The organism is Niabella soli DSM 19437 (genome assembly GCF_000243115.2).
In the GTDB taxonomy this organism is placed as follows: domain Bacteria; phylum Bacteroidota; class Bacteroidia; order Chitinophagales; family Chitinophagaceae; genus Niabella; species Niabella soli.
On sequence record NZ_CP007035.1, the window covers coordinates 954,165 to 970,738 of the forward strand.

The window sequence follows — 16,574 nt, forward strand, 5'->3', positions numbered from 1 at the left end:
CGGAAATGAGCATAGGGAATAATAGGAAGAGGGCCTGGATGGTTGTGGGGCTCCTGTTTGTAATTGCCCTGCTGAATTATATCGACCGCACGATGATTACAACCATGCGCACTTCTATTGTAACGGCTATCCCAATGACCGATGCAGAGTTTGGATTGCTGACGGCAGTGTTTCTGTGGGTATATGGTGCCTTTAGCCCCATTGCGGGTTTTCTTGCAGATCGGTTTAGCAGAAGTAAAGTAATACTGCTGAGCTTGTTGATCTGGTCGGTTGTCACCTGGATGACTGCCTATGCAAGTTCCTATCATGAGTTGTTGCTGACGCGGGCTTTAATGGGGCTAAGTGAAGCCTGTTATATGCCGGCAGCCCTGGCGCTGATCATGGATTATCATAAAGGAAATACCCGGTCGTTGGCGACAGGTATCCATATGGCAGGGATTATGACTGGGCAAAGTTTAGGTTTTTTAGGCGGCTGGATTGCTGAAAGTCATCGCTGGAATACTGCTTTTTTTGTATTCGGCAGCTTTGGTGTTACCTATACCATATTGTTGTTCTTTATTTTGAAGGATGCGCCAACACAATTAAAAACTGATAAGGCGCCGGAGGAAACAAAGGCGAATTTCTTGCAGGCGCTGAAAACACTTTTTGGGAAACGATCTTATATGCTGCTGGTTGTATTTTTTGCCCTGGTAAGTGTGATGGCCTGGCTGGTAGTAGGTTGGCTACCTACTTATTTCCAGGAAAAATTTCATCTTTCTCAAACGGAAGCCGGGGTATACGCAACGGGTTGTGTTTCTGCTGCAGCCATAGTGGGGGTGCTCGCGGGCGGAGTATTAGCTGATCTGTGGAGCCGGCGTAACAGGAGGGCCCGCATATGGGTGCCGGCAATTGGTCTGGCTATCGCGGCTCCGGCGGTATTCCTGGCAAGTTACGCAACGGCGTTGGCCGTTGCGGTGGTTTGTTTTGTAGTGTACGCATTTACAAAATCTTTTACAGATACGAATACGATGCCCATATTAAGTATGATTGTTGATGACCGGTATCGTGCCACAGGATACGGTATTCTGAATTTCTGCGGCACGCTGGTGGGTGGGCTTGGATTATATTTTGGAGGCGCCTTACGCGATGCGCATATTCCGCTGGGCACTATTTATCAAAGTGCTGCAGTCTTAATTGTACTGGCGGCACTGGCCGTCATAAGTATTAAGGGAAAAGCTACAGAATAGTTCAGGGACTCATTAGTTTTTTGCTTGTTCATTTAAAATAAATGCCGGTTGAAAAGTTCGTTGTGCTGCTGGTTGCCAGGATATTGGGTAATGAGTAATCAAGACCGCTTACCAATAAATGTATTCCTGCGTAAACATTGCTGGCATTATAGATATGAAAGTAGTCCGACGCCAGGGAGAATTAGAATAGACCCGATATTTTTGCAATACTCTGAGGAGCAAAACCAGGGCCTGATCATTTCTGATAATTACAGCTATTGCTATTTTTCATTTTTCAATTCCGTTAATATTTTTTTGCCAGCTTCATTATTAGGATTCAACGTAATAGATCTTTCGTAATTCTTTATTGCTAAGCGCTTTTCTCCTTTTTTCAAATAGGCTTCTCCCATACTATCAAATGCATTCCATGAATTTGGGAAATTGATGAGATTTTTCCTGAATATTTCTATTGCAGCATCAATATTCCCGGTATTAAGTTGTTTATACCCTGCGTTGTTCATGAGCTCTTCGGTAGGGTAAATTGTGTAGCCAAATTCTCTCGATAACCTGGCAAAATGCAATTCTATGTCTTTGTAAGATAGCTTTGTTGTATCGTAGTTATCAATAAACCAATCCTGGTAAATAAATTTAAGTGCATCATACATACTTTTATAAGTAACGGAAAAATGGTTTTCTTCTTTATATTGCCGAAATTGCCATGCCAAGGTCTTGGGTGCATACATTTTTATCTGGCTGATAAGTGTATCTACTGTTTGCATGTTTTCATTGCCGATTGATATAAATATTTTTCCCGAAAGATTTTGATGCCTTTGCAGAAATGGCTTGAACCGGCGAAGTATTTCGCTGTTACCTCCGTAAATAGCAGGGCTCATAAGAATCATTGATTTAAACAGATTAGGAGCGGCTTCCTTGGCATATGCACCAAAAGTTCCGCCCAAAGAGTGCGCTGCGAGAATGCGATAAGGTTGCACTCTAAAATTGCTGTCTACAAAAGGAACAACTTCGGTTTGAATAAATTGCAAAAATTTGGCGCCACCACCGGTTGTTCTCATCAACGTGCTGTCGACTTTTCCTCCAAAAAGCAAAGAATGAATTGGCGTAAAATCTCTTGTACGATCAATATTCAGAATAGCAACTACTATCATTTGGGGAATCCTGTTTCTGTCATAGCTTGAAAGATAATCTACAAGTTCAGAAACATACCTAAAATGTCCTTCGCCATCAAGCAGGTATAACGTGGGGTATGTCTGTGTGGTTGCGTAATAGCCTTCTGGTAAATGTACCCAAATACTGCGCTGCTCGTTAAGCGTTTTAGAATTTATTAAAAAGGCTTTGTTGTCGCTTGCCGGAATGGTATCTAATTGTGCTTTAGCCGCATTTATAAATATCATACAGAAAATAAATACGCCCAGGAAATTAAAAGATCTAATTGCTGCTTTCATGATTGTAATTGATTGTATAACGCACCGCGAAATCTTTGACACCTCAAATATATATGAAAGACGGATTTTATGTAAATCGAATAAACTAATCGATGTTTACTTACGGGTTTACTCAGTCCCCTCCGTTGCTGAGAAAATTTATTAATGGCGTTGAAAATGTTTCAAAACTTGCATTGCACCGATTGAAAGTAAACGGGTCCTTTCTTGTAGCCTACAATCTGTTAAGGAGATATGAAGAAAAGAAAAAAGAGGTTTCGTTCTTTTAATGAAAACGCCCATCTGTGTTGTGGCGCAAACAAAATATAAACGGTGTAGATCATAACATAAAAAAAGCTCCCTTTCAGGAGCTGTGTAGCGAGGATGGGAATTGAACCCAACTCCGCCGCGGCGGATATGAATCCTGCGCGCCGTTAATGGGGAAGCGTTTTAACGAAGTCGCGTCCCACACCGGTTTTTAACCACTTTTCAAAGGCCATTGCCAAAGCTTTAGTGTCAAATTCTTTTGTATAGATCAGTTTCCAGGGCCGGTATCGGGCGGTCCAGTCTTTTCCAAATTCGTTGTGCGATTTTAATCTTAATTCCAGGTCAGTAGTAAAGCCGGTGTAATGCTTGTTATATTGTGGCGCAAACAAAATATAAACGGTGTAGATCATAACATAAAAAAAGCTCCCTTTCAGGAGCTGTGTAGCGAGGATGGGAATTGAACCCATCACCTCAGGGTTATGAATCCTGCGCTCTAACCAACTGAGCTACCTCGCCATCGCCGAACCAGAAACCAGAAACCAGAAACCAGAAACCAGAAACCAGAAACCAGAAACCAGAAACCAGAAACCAGAAACCGATTATCGGGCCGCAAAAATAGCTATTCCCGTCGGAATTAGGAAATCATTTTGCGTTTTTTCACAAAAATGTTTTAGCCGGCAGCATCCAGGATGTCTTCCATGTAAACAGCGCTATGACTTTCGTTATAAACGCATTTCCCGTCTTTTATCAGCAATACCTGCGGCGATTCATGCCGGATCCCGTATTTTTCCGCTATTTGATTTGAAACCGCACGATAGGCGATGAGATCCAGGAAATAAAAATCGATTCCCGCTGGCAATTCGCCTTTGTTTAGCCGGTTTTTGATAACCGAGCTTATCGAACAACGGGTGCTGTGCTTGAAAATTAATTGTGGCCTTTCAAAAGAAAGGGCATCAATTGCTGCTAATTGTTCTTCATTTTCCAGGTTGATCCATTCCATTATTCAGAGCCTTATTGCATGTTATGAAAAACCTTCTGCACATCATCATCCTGCTCCAGGCGCTCAATCAGTTTACTTACTTCCTCCGCCTGTTCGTCCGTTACCGGTACCGTAGTGGAAGGGATCCATTCTACTTCCGCGCTGATAGGCGTAATGTTTCTTTCTTCCAGCGCTTTTTGCATATTGCCGAAATCATTAAAGGCCACACGCGCTACCAGTATATCTTTGCCGTTTTCATCGGTGCTTTCTCCCAGTTCTTCCAATCCGGCATCAATCAGTTCCAGCTCCAGGTCTTCGGCATTCAGGCCTGCGGGATTTAATTTAAATACACCCATCTTGTTGAACTGGAATGCCACGCTGCCGCTGTTTCCAAGGGTACCGCCGCCTTTGTTAAAATGCGATTTTACATTGGCTACTGTCCGCACATGATTATCTGTAGCGGTTTCTACCAAAACAGCCACGCCGTGCGGTCCGTATCCTTCATAAAGGATCTCATCAAAATTCTCCATTTCCTTTCCCTGAGCCCGCTTGATCGCCGCTTCCACGCGGTCCTTGGGCATATTCACGCTTTTCGCATTCTGCATACAGCGGCGCAATGCGGCGTTGGTATGCGGATCGGGCCCACCCGCTTTTACGGCAATAGCGATCTCCTTGCCAATACGTGTAAACTGCTTTGCCATCCGATCGTAGCGGGCAAACATGGTAGCTTTACGAACTTCAAATATCCTTCCCATATAAAATACTTGGTCTAAAAAATTAATTGAGGTGCGAATTTACGGCTTCTTGCACGAAGTATAAAAAAACAGCCCGCCGAAAACGGGCAGGCTGTAGCATAAATAGTATTAATAGTTGATCAGGCTGTTTGTGCCTTTCCGGAACGGTTGACAAAAAATATCACCAGATGGAGCAGGGCAAAGCCAAGGGAGAAGTAAAACAGGCCCGTATCCGCAACTTCGGCGCTATAATGATGCGCAAAAGCGACGACGGCCAGAATAATGGCCATTACGATACCGGTGCTGCTCACTACCCGGTAACTTTTGCTTTCGGTTTTACCCTGGTTCAGTAAACTGTTTTTCATGCCAAAGAACAGGTATACGTCCATACCTACCAACATCCATACGATCAGCCGGATCCAGGTATCGAAAGGAAGAAATGCCATCATTCCAAAACATACGATCACGCCCAGTACCGGCACCAGCGGCACCATTGGCGTTTTAAAGGCGCGGGGCGCATCCGGATTCGATTTTCTTAATATAATTACCCCGATGCATACCAGGATAAACGCAAATAAAGTTCCGATGCTGGTCATTTCGCCTACCACTCTGCCGGGAATAAAGGCGGCAAATAAGCTTACAAACAGCATAAAGAAAAGGTTGGAACGTGCGGGGGTCCTGTATTTAGGGTGCACACTCGAGAAGAAGCGTGGCAACAGCCCATCCTTGCTCATAGAGTAAAATACCCGGCTTTGTCCTAACAACATCACCAGTATTACAGAAGAATAACCCAATAAAATGGCAACAATGATGGTGTTATTCAACCAGGGGTAAGCAGGATGAATAACACCGCTGGCGTCCGCGGTGCCCATATGCTCAATGGCAATTGCAACCGGAGCCAGGTGATCGCTGGCATTTCCTTTACCAAACTCGGTATAATTGACTACGCCTACCATTACGTAAGCAAAAATGATATATAATATGGTACAGATCAAAAGGGAGCCCATGATGCCAATAGGCATCGCCTTTTTTGGATTTTTTGTTTCCTGGGCTGCCGTGGAAACCGCGTCAAATCCTATATAAGCAAAAAACACGATTGCCGCTGCGCGGATAATGCCCGACCATCCGAACTTTCCGAAAGATCCCTGGTTTTCGGGAATGAGTGGTTGCAGGTTTTCAGGTTTTACATATTTAAATCCAACGGCAATAAATGCTATTACGATACCTACTTTTAATATTACGATGATCGCATTTACAAGAGCTGATTCACTGGTGCCTTTGATTAGTACCAACGACATTACCACTACGATAAATACTGCGGGAAGGTTCATGATACCATGCGATCCATCGGCGGCCGTATCAAAAGGTGTCATCATAAGCGCCTGGGGCAGCGCAACGCCAAAGGAGGCAAATAATTTTGAAAGATACCCGGACCAGCTTGAAGCCACCGTAGCCGCGCCCACAGCATATTCCAGAACCAGGTCCCATCCAATAATCCAGGCAATAAATTCACCCATGGTGGCATAACTATAGGTGTAAGCACTTCCCGCAACAGGGATCATGGAGGCAAACTCCGCATAGCATAAACCCGCGAAAGCGCATCCCAAAGCTGCAACAATAAAGGATACCATAATACCGGGCCCGGCATGATTGGCGGCGGCCATGCCAGTGATGGAAAAAAGACCAGCGCCAATGATGGCTCCAATCCCTAATGCCACCAATGATCCTGCAGTTAACGTTTTTTTCAGCCCCTTTTCTGATTCTTCAGCTTCGGCAAGCAACGTATTTAATGGTTTCTTTACAAACAATCCCATAAGTTCAATTCTTTAATGAGTAGAATTTTATTTAAAAAAGTGGATATAATCGTGAAAAGTAAGTAATAATCCGCTTCGCGATACATTCTGATTATATTTTTTTTAAAATTTGTTGGAACCGGAACAGCAAAACCTTTAGTTTTGGCAAATATCCACTCGACTATGAATAAGAGAAAAGCCGGGTTGCTTTCCGTTTTATTATTTACACTGGTTGCTGCTTTGCATTTAATACATGAAGAGCTGACGCCTGTGCCCCATTCAATCCTTTTCGCTGCGCGATGGATCCTGTTGGGCAGTTTTGTTCTGCTGGGCTGTTACAAACGGTCACTGACCACCTGGATATTTATTTCCATGGCGATAGGGATCGAGATCGGGGTGGATTTTCCCGCCTTTTCTCAAAACCTTAAATTCCTGAGCACCATTTTTCTGCGCCTCATCAAAACGATTGTGGCACCCCTGCTCTTTTCAACACTGGTGGTGGGCATTGCCAGCCATAGTAACCTGAAGCAGGTGGGCAGGATGGGATGGAAGTCTATACTTTATTTTGAGGTAGTAACCAGTTTTGCATTGATTATAGGGCTGGCATTTATTAACTTAACCAATGCCGGTAAAGGCATCCATATTCCGCCGGCGCTGCTTCACGAATTACCCCATTCCCAGGAGAAAGTATTGCAGGAAAAAGTGATCGGTATCTTAGACAGTGCGGGAGTGCAGGTGCCCCCGAAGCTGATCGACCGCCTGCCGGATCCCTCGGCCAAAACCTGGCAGGATCATATCGTAGATATCTTTCCCGAAAATATCATCAAATCTATTTATGAAGGCAATGTTTTACCTATAGTTTTATTTAGTCTGGTCTTTGGTATCTCGTTGGCAATGTTGTCTGAAGCAAAGAAGAAACCGTTGATAAACTTTACGGAGAGCCTCTCGGAAACCATGTTCAAATTCACCAATATTATCATGAACTTTGCGCCTTTTGGCGTGGGAGCGGCGATAGCGGTAACGGTGGGGCACCTGGGGATCGATATTTTAAAGAACCTGGGGATGTTGCTGATTACGCTTTACCTGGCACTTTTTACTTTTATTCTTTTTGTACTCTTACCCATCGCGCTTTTTATAGCTAAAGTGCCTTTAAAACAGTTCATAAAGGCGGTGCGGGAGCCGGTTTCCATCGCTTTTGCCACAACGAGTTCCGATTCTGCACTTCCTAAAGCGCTGGAAAACATGGAACAATTCGGCGTACCTCAAAAAATAGTTTCCTTTGTTATTCCTACCGGTTATACCTTTAACCTGGATGGTACCACTCTGTATCTTTCTTTAGCGTCGATATTCGTAGCGCAGGCAGCCGGTATGCATCTTTCTTTTGGAGAGCAGTTGCTCATCGGGCTATCGCTGATGCTGAGCAGCAAAGGGGTGGCGGCAGTGCCCCGGGCCTCCCTGGTCATCCTGGTGGCAACGGCGCATACCTTTAAGCTGCCTTTATGGCCCATCATGGCAATTTATGGTATCGATGAGCTGATGGATATGGCGCGTACATCTGTTAATGTTTTGGGAAACATGCTGGCAAGTTGTGTTATAGCCCGGTGGGAAAATGAATTTGATGAACAAAAGGCGTTGAATTTTGTAGAGGAATAGTTAAACCAAAAAAATGATTGAACTTTTAAGCAGCTTTAGCTGGACGCAGTTATTACAACCGCAGTGGTATATTGAAAATGGGGGCTTGTGGCTGCTGCTCTTCGTGGTGTTTGCAGAAACGGGTTTGTTTGCCGGGTTTTTCCTGCCCGGCGATACGCTTTTATTTGTTGCCGGTATCTATGCTCATAAGATTGGTGAAGGCCCTGCAGCCGAACCGGGATTGGCTTACCAGTTCCTGAAGCATTTTAACCTGGGGCATTTGCAGAGTGAATGGGTAGATCTTATTATATTATGGTTGCTTATTTCTATATGCGGTGTTCTGGGCAATATGATAGGCTATTGGACCGGCAGAAAAGTAGGGCCGTCCATGTATCATTGGAAAGAGAATTTTTTCTTCAAACGGCGCTACCTGGAACAGGCGCATGACTTTTATGAAAAACACGGCGGCGGCGCTATTATTGTTGCCCGCTTTCTTCCTTTCATCAGAACTTTTGCGCCTATTGTGGCGGGCATCGTTGGGATGAATAAAGCCAAATTTACTTTTTACAATATTCTGGGGTGTGTTGCCTGGGTTTTTGCTATGCTGTTTGCGGGGCACTTTCTGCAAAAATGGCTGATGGCTTCCTTTGGGTTTGATCTGAAGCAGCATCTGGAATATATTGTATTGGGCATTGTGGTAATTACAACGGCTCCCGTTATTATAAAACTGGCGGGCGGGAAGAAGAAGGTCAAAGAGAATGCGGCAACGGGAGCAGGCGTTACTCCGGAAAATATAGATTAATAGCTGGCCTTAGTTGACGGGAAGTAGTGTTGCTGTTAAGCAGTTTACCATCTTGCCCGCGCGAAGCGGCTGAACCCATATGAGGGACACTACCTGATGTTTGGCGTTTCACCAATCACTATTGCTCTGCTCGTTTTCCCGGCTGTTTTGTGCAGTATGCTAACGGAAAACAAATAAATAAATCAGGATGATAGCCGCTGTATGAATAGCCGCTATAATATAAAAATCCTTTTTTATTATAATGCCCTTAATGAAATTGATAATAACAAGCAATGTGATCATGGTAATAAAAAACAGGAATATATTGCTGCCCAGGCCAGGGGTGCCATCATCGGCATCAGGACTTAGTTTTACGAATGCATAAACGATAAGTGAGGCAATCAGGTAAAACAGGGCTGTTAAGACATACTTCTCTTTCATACCAGTAGTCTTTTAGTGAATAATTGAGAGGAGTCCTGCGGGGCTGACCCAAAAGCCCGTTGAGAACACGTTTTCGTTCTGAACTTCTATTGAAAATCACTCTTAAGTTTAGATGCCGGATCATCCCAATGGTTATCGGAAGGCATGACAATAAGGGCTTTTTAGTCAGCCCCAATAGCACATCCGGAACGGCTGTGATACAGTATATCAGCGTTGATGGAAAAGAATATCTTTTCCGTATTTCCGGCTATTGATGCGCTACCGGCTTTTGTTAGGGTCACATTTTAAAATGCGCCTGCCGTTCAGCAGCTCATTAACATTATTGAGGCCGCAAAAACTATTCCAGCCCTGCCGGATTGTTTTCTTCCAGCGTTACCCTTAACCATTACAGCTTATTGCCTTCTTTTGGAAAAATGATCGTTGGCTGATGTTTTTTAGCCTCTTCAAAATTCATAAGCGCATAAGAGATAATGATAACGGAATCTCCCACCTGGGCTTTGCGGGCAGCAGGCCCGTTAAGGCAAATAGTGCCCGAGCCCCGTCTCCCTTTGATCACATAGGTTTCCAGCCGTTCGCCGTTGTTAATATTTACGACCTGTACCTTCTCGTTTTCAATAAGGTTGGCGGCATCCATAAGATCTTCATCTATGGTAATACTACCCATATAATGCAAAAAAGCCTCGGTAACCGTTGCCCGGTGTATTTTTGATTTAAATACTTCTATGAACATAGGGGTGCAAAATTACAGTTTTTCAAAGTATCTGTTCTTTCTTTAAGAAAAGTATTAGAGTTAACAATTGCCGAAGGGCAATAGTTGCGAATATTATTGTAAATTCGTGCATTATTGGAATTATTTTAAGACCCATTTTAATACCATGAAATCGTTTATTGTTACGACCGGATTTGTTCTGTTATTGACCGCTGCGCAGGGTCAGAAAAAATTAACTGCATTGAACTCCTCCAGGGGAACTGTTGTAGAACACACTGTTACGTCTGGGGAATCGCTGAATTATCTAAGTAAAAAATACGATGTATCGCAGGCCTCGCTGGCAAAGGCCAACGGGATAAAGGCTTCTCAAAACCTCAAAATAGGGCAGGTGATTAAAGTACCGGTCACGGCCTCGAACCTGACGGAGATCCGGAAAAATAATATTCCCGTTTATTATGAAGCAGGGGCAAAGGATAATCTTTCCACGATCAGCCGGAAGTTTAACGGCGTATCTGTTAAAACGTTGAGGTCCTGGAATAAAATTAAAAAAGATGTTGTTGCCAAAGGCGATGAGCTTCTGGTTGGCTATATGGTAAATAAGCATCCAGAAAAAGATGCGGAAGACAGGGGCGATGAAAAACCGGCAAAGCAACGCAATGAAGCGACAAAGGGCGGAAAACAAATAAAAGTGGGCACTGCGATCAATATCCGTAAAGGGCCTGGAACCGATAAGCCGATCGTTGGCAGGATAGAAAAAGATGAAACGGTTACTGTTTTGAAAAAAGTAAATGATGAGTGGACCACGGTGCGTACCAGTGATGGAAAAACAGGCTATGCTGCCTCTCAGTACCTGGTACCTGCTGATTCAGAAAACAACGATGAACCGGTAAAAGCCACCGGAAAAGAGATAAAACTTGGTACGGCGCTCAACATTCGTAAAGGTCCGGGCACCGATAAAGCAGTAGTAGCACGGCTTCAGAAAGATGCCGCGCTTACGGTGCTCAAAAAAGTAAATGATGAATGGTCTGCTGTACGCACCAGCGACGGCATAGAAGGGTATGCTGCTTCCCAATACCTTGAACCGGCCGCAAATAAGGAGGCTCCGGTAAAGGAATACGGTAAAAAAATACAATTGACCACGGCGTTGAATATCCGGAAAGGCCCCGGAACCGATAAACCCATAGTGACAAGGGCAGAAAACGGCGCAACGCTTACCGTGTTGAAGAAGGTTAACGACGAATGGTCCGCAGTGCGTACCAGTGACGGAATGGATGGGTATGCCGCTACAAAATACCTGGAGCCGGGAACTGAAACACCCGTAGTTGCCTCAAACGACCGCAATGCAAAAACAAAGGAAGAACAGGCAAAAGTGAATGTAGAAACCACGATCAATATACGCAAGGGGCCGGGTACGGACCAACCAGTTGTGGGTAGTGCCCAGAAAGATGAAATTGTTACCGTTACCCACCATGTGAACAAAGAATGGGCGGCTGTTCGTACCAATGGCGGCGTGGAGGGTTTTATGGCCACACAATTTCTTGGGCCGCTGGATGCTATTGCGCCCATTGCCACAGACAAAGCAGTAGCGGTTACTAAAAAACCGGAACCGCAAAAACGCCCGGTGGAACAGGAAAAAGTTTCTTCCGCACCGGTAGCCGATGTAGCGGCCAATACCGATCAGAGTGGCTTCTTTAAAGCGGCTTACACAACACAAAATGGTGGCGCTGCCGGAAAAGATCAATCGGTTCATTCCGGGATCTTTAAAACCGACAAAGGCTGGGCGGATGGGAAATATTATGCGCTTATTGATGGCATACCCGCGGGAACCATCGTTAAATTATCGAATCCCGGTAATAATGCGATCGTTTATGCAAAAGTGTTGGGCGATGTAAAAAGCCTGAAGGAAAAAAGCAACTTAAATGCCCGGATCAGTGAAGCCGCAGCAACGGCATTGCGTATTAATGATGCTGATTTTGATTTAAAGGTTACGCATTGATATTGAACCAGAACGTAAATAGCTGTTTATTATAATATTATACAAAGTGTATTATAATAAAAGTTACATTAAATAGCGTAATTTATTCGGAAGGTTTCTGGATTAATAAAGCCCTGCGCGCGCTGCATCAAAGCTTTTAATTCATTTGTATATTGATGGTCATTATAAATTTACCAATCGCGCCGCTCCGGCGCCGTTAACCTATTAATTTTTAACGCAAGTTGTACGTATAAAAAAAATATCTTTGTAGTATAAAATATTTTTTCATTTAAACCACCTGTGTATGGATGCAAAAGTTACTTTAAGTTTTAATGCTTCAGTAATTGAAAAAGCAAAGGCGTATGCTGCATCAGAGGGGTTGAGCCTTTCCCGCCTTGTTGAGCTTTTACTGCAAAAGGTGATAGCAACCGGCCAGCATAGTGTTAACATCGAGCATATACCCATTGAGGAATGGGTGAGCGTTGTTGCTGAAGGTCCTGCTGTTTATAATACAAAATCGCTTAGCAAAAGCCAAAAGAAGGATTTTTATGAAAGCCGTAAATAAGTGCATTCATGAAGATCTTTATCGACGCTAATATCCTGGTAGCTGTAGTAAACAAAGAATATCCTTTATATACTTATGCAGCGCGGGTACTGAGTTGGGCAACAGCACAGCGCTATCAACTGGTTACTACTTCTGTTTGCTTCGCGATTACTTTTTATTTTGCCGAAAAAAAACATGGTAATAAAATTGCAAAGGAACGCATAGCGCTGCTCGCCAATCATTTTATCATTGCGGATTGCGGGAGTGAAGAAGTACAGCAGGCCGCCGCCGATAAAAGCATTAACGATTTTGAAGACGGGCTTCAATATTTTGCTGCTGTCAGGGCCGGATGCAGTTGCATTGTAACAGAAAATGTAAGCGATTTTTATTTCTCAACCATAGAAGTGCTTACCGCAATTGGTTTTTTGAAAAGCTATTACCCCATGGGGAAACGGTTGAAATAAAACGAATAACCCGGGGAGCTGCTACTTAAATTGATATCCCCTTAAAAAATCTTCAATCGCCATTTTTTTCTTTCCTTCCAGTTGAACTTCTTTCAGGTCGAGCAGACCATCAGCACAGGCAACCGACAAAAAGGTTTTGCCATCGGTCTGGTATTCGCCCACCGGTACGTTTGGTATAGTGTATTGAGCTGTGGCTTTGAAGATCTTTAGTTTTTTCCCGTTTAAAAAAGTAAAGGCCCCGGGGTAGGGCGCCAGACCGCGTACGAGGTCGTGTACGGCTTTGACGGGATTATCAAAATGGATCAAACAGGTCTCCGTAAATATTTTTGGCGCATGATGGATCGTTTCGTTTGGCGCGATGGTTTGGGGCGTTTCGGTGATGGTACCGGTTGCCAATCCATCAACCGTTTTTACCAAAAGACGGGCGCCGATTGCTTTCATCGTATCGTGCACAATGCCCGCAGTGTCGTCCGCTCCAACCGGAAATGATTCCTGTAATAAAATATTCCCTGTATCAATTGCGTGCTGCAATTTAAACGTGGTAACCCCCGTTTCTTTTTCGCCATTGATCACTGCCCAGTTTATCGGGGCGGCACCACGGTATTGCGGCAGCAGCGAACCATGTAAGTTTATGGTACCCATCGGCGGCATATTCCATACGGTCTCCGGCAACATTCTGAAGGCAACACAGATCTGCAGATCGGCGTTTAACTGACGCAGCTTCTCCTGGAAAACCGGGTCTTTTAATTTTTCCGGCTGTAAAACCCGCAATCCATTATCCACAGCGTATTTCTTTACCGCGCTTTGCTGTAATTCCATCCCCCGGCCGGCCGGTTTGTCCGGCGCCGTAATCACTCCTGCAATCGTTGCGCCTGCTTTCAAAAGGGCATCCAGGCTCGCTACGGCAAATTCAGGTGTGCCCATAAATACGATACGTAATTGCTTTGCAGCGTCACTAAAAATCATCCCGCGAAAATAATAACATAATATCGAAAATACCGGAATTGAAGTACCTTTAGAATGGTATTGTTTGTTAAAAAAAATCATTTTTTATGAAAAAAATTTTACTGGGCCTGGTAGTACTTATTGCAAGTGGTTTTCTTGCGCCCAAAACAAAAGAGCTGACTCCCGAAGACAGGAAGTTTGCGGTTGATTATTTTATAAAAACCAGAGAGCGGCTGTTAAAGGATGTGGAGCGGCTGAGCCCTGCACAATTAAATTATAAACCGGATAGTACCCGCTGGTCTGTAGCGCAATGCGTTGAGCACATTACACTGGCAGAAGGTGAATTGTGGCAATGGTGCATGATGGGATTAAAAAATGACACTTCTTCCCTGAAGAAGCCGGAAAAGCAAATTACTAATGAACAATTGGTTGCCGGGGTTACAGACCGCACCAAAAAAGCCCAGGCCCCTGAAGCGCTGCGCCCCAAAAATACGTTCTCCAACACCCAGGCTGCCTTAAAGGTGTTTCTTTCAAAACGAGATTCAACTATTGCCTACCTGAAAACAACCCAGGATCCGCTAAGAGAGCGTTTTATGCAAACGCCCATTGGTCTATTAGATGTATACCAGGGCTTGTTATTGCTGGCGGCACACAGCGAACGGCATACCTTACAGCTTGAAGAAGTGATGAAAAGCTCTGGTTTCCCTAAAAAATAAGCGGTATGCTTAAAAAAGACTACCTTCCCCGCTTAAAACGTTTATAAATTTTTAAATTCAACTGATGCAACAAGCAAAAAAGGGCGATAAGGTAAAAGTACACTATCATGGTAAACTGACTACCGGGGAGACGTTTGATTCTTCTGAGGGAAGGGATCCGCTTCCATTTGAGATCGGAGGCGGAATGGTGATCAAAGGGTTTGATGATGGGGTAACCGGTATGACAGTGGGTGAAAAAAAGACCATCACTATTCCGGCGGATGAGGCATACGGACCTGTAAATCCGGATATGGTTATTGAAATGCCTAAAGAACGCCTGCCCCAGGATATGGAAGTGGAAGTAGGAATGCCGTTGGTAATGAGCGATCCGCAGGGGCAGCAGTTCCAGGTGGTTGTAAAGGAAATAACAGACGACAAAATCGTACTGGACGCCAACCATCCACTGGCGGGAAAAGACCTGGTGTTTGATCTGGAGCTGGTGGAAATAGAAGGCGGAAGCCCGCTGATCATTATGCCCTGATCTGGTTTGAATATAATTTTTAAAGCAGCTTGAAAAAGCTGCTTTTGTATTTATTTCGCTGTTGTTTTTGCAAAAATTTAAAGTCATTTATGAATGCTAATTATGAATTTACTGTTGCGGAGCGGTTTTTAAGATATGCAACGATCGACACGCAAAGTGATCCGTACTCACAAACAGTTCCTTCTACTGAAAAGCAAAAGGATTTGAGCCGGGTCCTGGTGGAAGAATTGCGATCTATTGGAATTGCGGATGCAGCGCTGGATGAAAAGGGATATGTGTATGCCACCATTCCGGCTACCACAGATAAAACGGTTCCGGTGATCTGTTTCTGCAGTCATGTGGATACTTCTTCGGATTGCCCGGGGTATAATGTAAAGCCAATTGTGCACCGGAATTATGACGGCAAAAATATTGTGTTACCAGATGATCCGAATCAGATCATCCGCCCGCCGGATCATCCCTATTTAAAAACAAAAAAGGGAGAAGATATTATAACCGCTTCGGGAACCACCTTGTTGGGCGCAGACGATAAGGCAGGCGTTGCCATTATCATGGACCTGACAAATTATCTGGTACAGCACCCGGAAATAAAACATGGCGTTATTAAGATCCTGTTTACCCCCGATGAAGAAATTGGCCGTGGGGTGGACCATGTAGACCTGGCGCGCCTGGGCGCGGATTTTGGTTATACGCTGGATGGCGGCCCACGGGGCGGTTACACCGGTGAAACTTTTAGTGCAAATGGTGTAACGGTAACCTTTCTGGGTAACAGTATTCATCCGGGGTATGCAAAGAACAAACTGGTAAACGCGATAAAGATCGCGGCGGCATTTATTGATCTGTTGCCCAGGGATTCTTTTAGTCCGGAAACGACGGAGGAGCGGGAAGGATTTGTACACCCCGTACATATGGACGGAACCGCTGAAAAAGCAACCGTTAGTTTTATTATCCGCGATTTTGATACAAAGCGGTTGAAATTACATGAAACCCGCCTGGAAGAATTTGCCAAGCAGGCCGTGGGAAAATTCTCCGGCAGCAGTTATACATTTGAAAGCAGCGAGCAATACCGCAACATGAAGGAGATCGTGGATCAATATCCAGAAATTGAGACCTGTGCTAAGATCGCGATGGAGCGGAGCGGCGTTGTTTTTCAAAAGTATAGTGCCAGGGGCGGTACGGACGGTTCCCGTTTATCCTTTATGGGCGTACCTTTCCCGGATATCTTCACCGGGGAAATGGCCTTTCATGGCAAGCACGAATATGTAAGTATCCAGGATATGCAAAAGTCTGTGGAAACGCTTGTGAACCTGGTGCAGGTGTGGGAAGAGCGATCCGGTGAGCAAAGAACCGGAGGGTGAAGAGTGTCCCGATGGCCATCGGGACAACAAAGCTGCCAGCAGTACTGCTGCCGGGTACATAAAAGTTAAAAA

At 44.5% G+C, this 16,574-nt stretch carries 17 protein-coding genes and 1 tRNA gene; 9 read left to right on the forward strand and 9 right to left on the reverse strand.

All coding sequences use genetic code 11. The features are described from left to right. The first annotated feature begins 5 nt into the window (after positions 1-5). Positions 6-1,226, forward strand: a complete 1,221-nt coding sequence (locus NIASO_RS03935) for a spinster family MFS transporter (protein WP_044046441.1) — start codon at positions 6-8, stop codon at positions 1,224-1,226. 260 nt (positions 1,227-1,486) lie between these two features. Here the strand turns inward: NIASO_RS03935 and NIASO_RS03940 are convergent, their stop codons facing one another. The 6 genes from NIASO_RS03940 to NIASO_RS03965 all read right to left on the reverse strand — a co-directional run bounded on the left by NIASO_RS03940 (position 1,487) and on the right by NIASO_RS03965 (position 6,438). Further along, entirely contained in the window at positions 1,487-2,668 is a 1,182-nt protein-coding gene (locus tag NIASO_RS03940) for an alpha/beta hydrolase-fold protein (protein ID WP_008583315.1), read from the reverse strand. Between the two features lie 410 nt (positions 2,669-3,078). Then, on the reverse strand, positions 3,079-3,378 hold the full coding sequence (locus NIASO_RS03945) for a GIY-YIG nuclease family protein (RefSeq protein WP_008583312.1): 300 nt from the start codon (positions 3,376-3,378) through the stop codon (positions 3,079-3,081). Next, a tRNA-Met gene (locus NIASO_RS03950) sits at positions 3,354-3,427 on the reverse strand. The genes NIASO_RS03945 and NIASO_RS03950 overlap by 25 nt, the downstream gene beginning before the upstream one ends. Positions 3,428-3,581: 154 nt before the next feature. Then, the gene (ytxJ, locus tag NIASO_RS03955; protein WP_008583310.1) at positions 3,582-3,911 is read right to left on the reverse strand and encodes a bacillithiol system redox-active protein YtxJ; all 330 of its coding nucleotides are present in this window, start codon (positions 3,909-3,911) and stop codon (positions 3,582-3,584) included. A gap of 11 nt (positions 3,912-3,922) precedes the next feature. Further along, entirely contained in the window at positions 3,923-4,645 is a 723-nt protein-coding gene (locus NIASO_RS03960) for a YebC/PmpR family DNA-binding transcriptional regulator (RefSeq protein ID WP_025298689.1), read from the reverse strand. Positions 4,646-4,764: 119 nt separating this feature from the next. Continuing rightward, complete coding sequence (locus NIASO_RS03965; RefSeq protein ID WP_008583306.1) at positions 4,765-6,438, reverse strand: amino acid permease; 1,674 nt, start codon at positions 6,436-6,438, stop codon at positions 4,765-4,767. Positions 6,439-6,600: 162 nt separating this feature from the next. Here NIASO_RS03965 and NIASO_RS03970 point away from each other — a divergent pair, with 162 nt between their 5' ends. Continuing rightward, a complete protein-coding gene (locus NIASO_RS03970; RefSeq protein ID WP_025298690.1) occupies positions 6,601-8,070 on the forward strand; it encodes a dicarboxylate/amino acid:cation symporter in 1,470 nt (489 codons plus the stop codon). Between the two features lie 13 nt (positions 8,071-8,083). Continuing rightward, positions 8,084-8,851 carry a DedA family protein gene (locus tag NIASO_RS03975; RefSeq protein ID WP_008583300.1) on the forward strand — a complete coding sequence of 256 codons (768 nt, stop codon included), beginning with the start codon at positions 8,084-8,086 and terminating at the stop codon, positions 8,849-8,851. A 159-nt stretch (positions 8,852-9,010) separates the two neighbouring features. Here the strand turns inward: NIASO_RS03975 and NIASO_RS03980 are convergent, their stop codons facing one another. Further along, positions 9,011-9,271 (reverse strand): hypothetical protein, encoded by a 261-nt coding sequence (locus tag NIASO_RS03980; RefSeq protein WP_008583299.1) that lies wholly within the window; start codon positions 9,269-9,271, stop codon positions 9,011-9,013. Positions 9,272-9,656: 385 nt separating this feature from the next. Then, complete coding sequence (gene panD / locus NIASO_RS03985; protein WP_008583298.1) at positions 9,657-10,001, reverse strand: aspartate 1-decarboxylase; 345 nt, start codon at positions 9,999-10,001, stop codon at positions 9,657-9,659. A 145-nt stretch (positions 10,002-10,146) separates the two neighbouring features. Between panD and NIASO_RS03990 the strand changes: the two genes are divergently transcribed. The 3 genes from NIASO_RS03990 to NIASO_RS04000 all read left to right on the forward strand — a co-directional run bounded on the left by NIASO_RS03990 (position 10,147) and on the right by NIASO_RS04000 (position 12,963). After that, positions 10,147-11,976, forward strand: coding sequence for an SH3 domain-containing protein (locus tag NIASO_RS03990; protein ID WP_008583295.1), 1,830 nt, complete (start codon positions 10,147-10,149; stop codon positions 11,974-11,976). Positions 11,977-12,259: 283 nt separating this feature from the next. Then, positions 12,260-12,520, forward strand: a complete 261-nt coding sequence (locus NIASO_RS03995; RefSeq protein WP_008583294.1) for a DUF6364 family protein — start codon at positions 12,260-12,262, stop codon at positions 12,518-12,520. 8 nt (positions 12,521-12,528) lie between these two features. Next, positions 12,529-12,963, forward strand: coding sequence for a type II toxin-antitoxin system VapC family toxin (locus NIASO_RS04000; protein ID WP_008583292.1), 435 nt, complete (start codon positions 12,529-12,531; stop codon positions 12,961-12,963). 21 nt (positions 12,964-12,984) lie between these two features. Here the strand turns inward: NIASO_RS04000 and fmt are convergent, their stop codons facing one another. After that, positions 12,985-13,929, reverse strand: a complete 945-nt coding sequence (gene fmt / locus NIASO_RS04005) for a methionyl-tRNA formyltransferase (RefSeq protein ID WP_044046444.1) — start codon at positions 13,927-13,929, stop codon at positions 12,985-12,987. An 86-nt stretch (positions 13,930-14,015) separates the two neighbouring features. On the opposite strand from fmt, the gene NIASO_RS04010 reads away from it, so the two are divergent. The 3 genes from NIASO_RS04010 (at position 14,016) to pepT (ending at position 16,502) form a co-directional block, all read left to right on the forward strand. After that, positions 14,016-14,624 (forward strand): DinB family protein, encoded by a 609-nt coding sequence (locus NIASO_RS04010; RefSeq protein ID WP_008583289.1) that lies wholly within the window; start codon positions 14,016-14,018, stop codon positions 14,622-14,624. 64 nt (positions 14,625-14,688) lie between these two features. After that, a complete protein-coding gene (locus NIASO_RS04015) occupies positions 14,689-15,144 on the forward strand; it encodes an FKBP-type peptidyl-prolyl cis-trans isomerase (protein ID WP_008583287.1) in 456 nt (151 codons plus the stop codon). 89 nt (positions 15,145-15,233) lie between these two features. Continuing rightward, a complete protein-coding gene (gene pepT / locus NIASO_RS04020) occupies positions 15,234-16,502 on the forward strand; it encodes a peptidase T (RefSeq protein WP_008583286.1) in 1,269 nt (422 codons plus the stop codon). Positions 16,503-16,574: the final 72 nt, after the last annotated feature.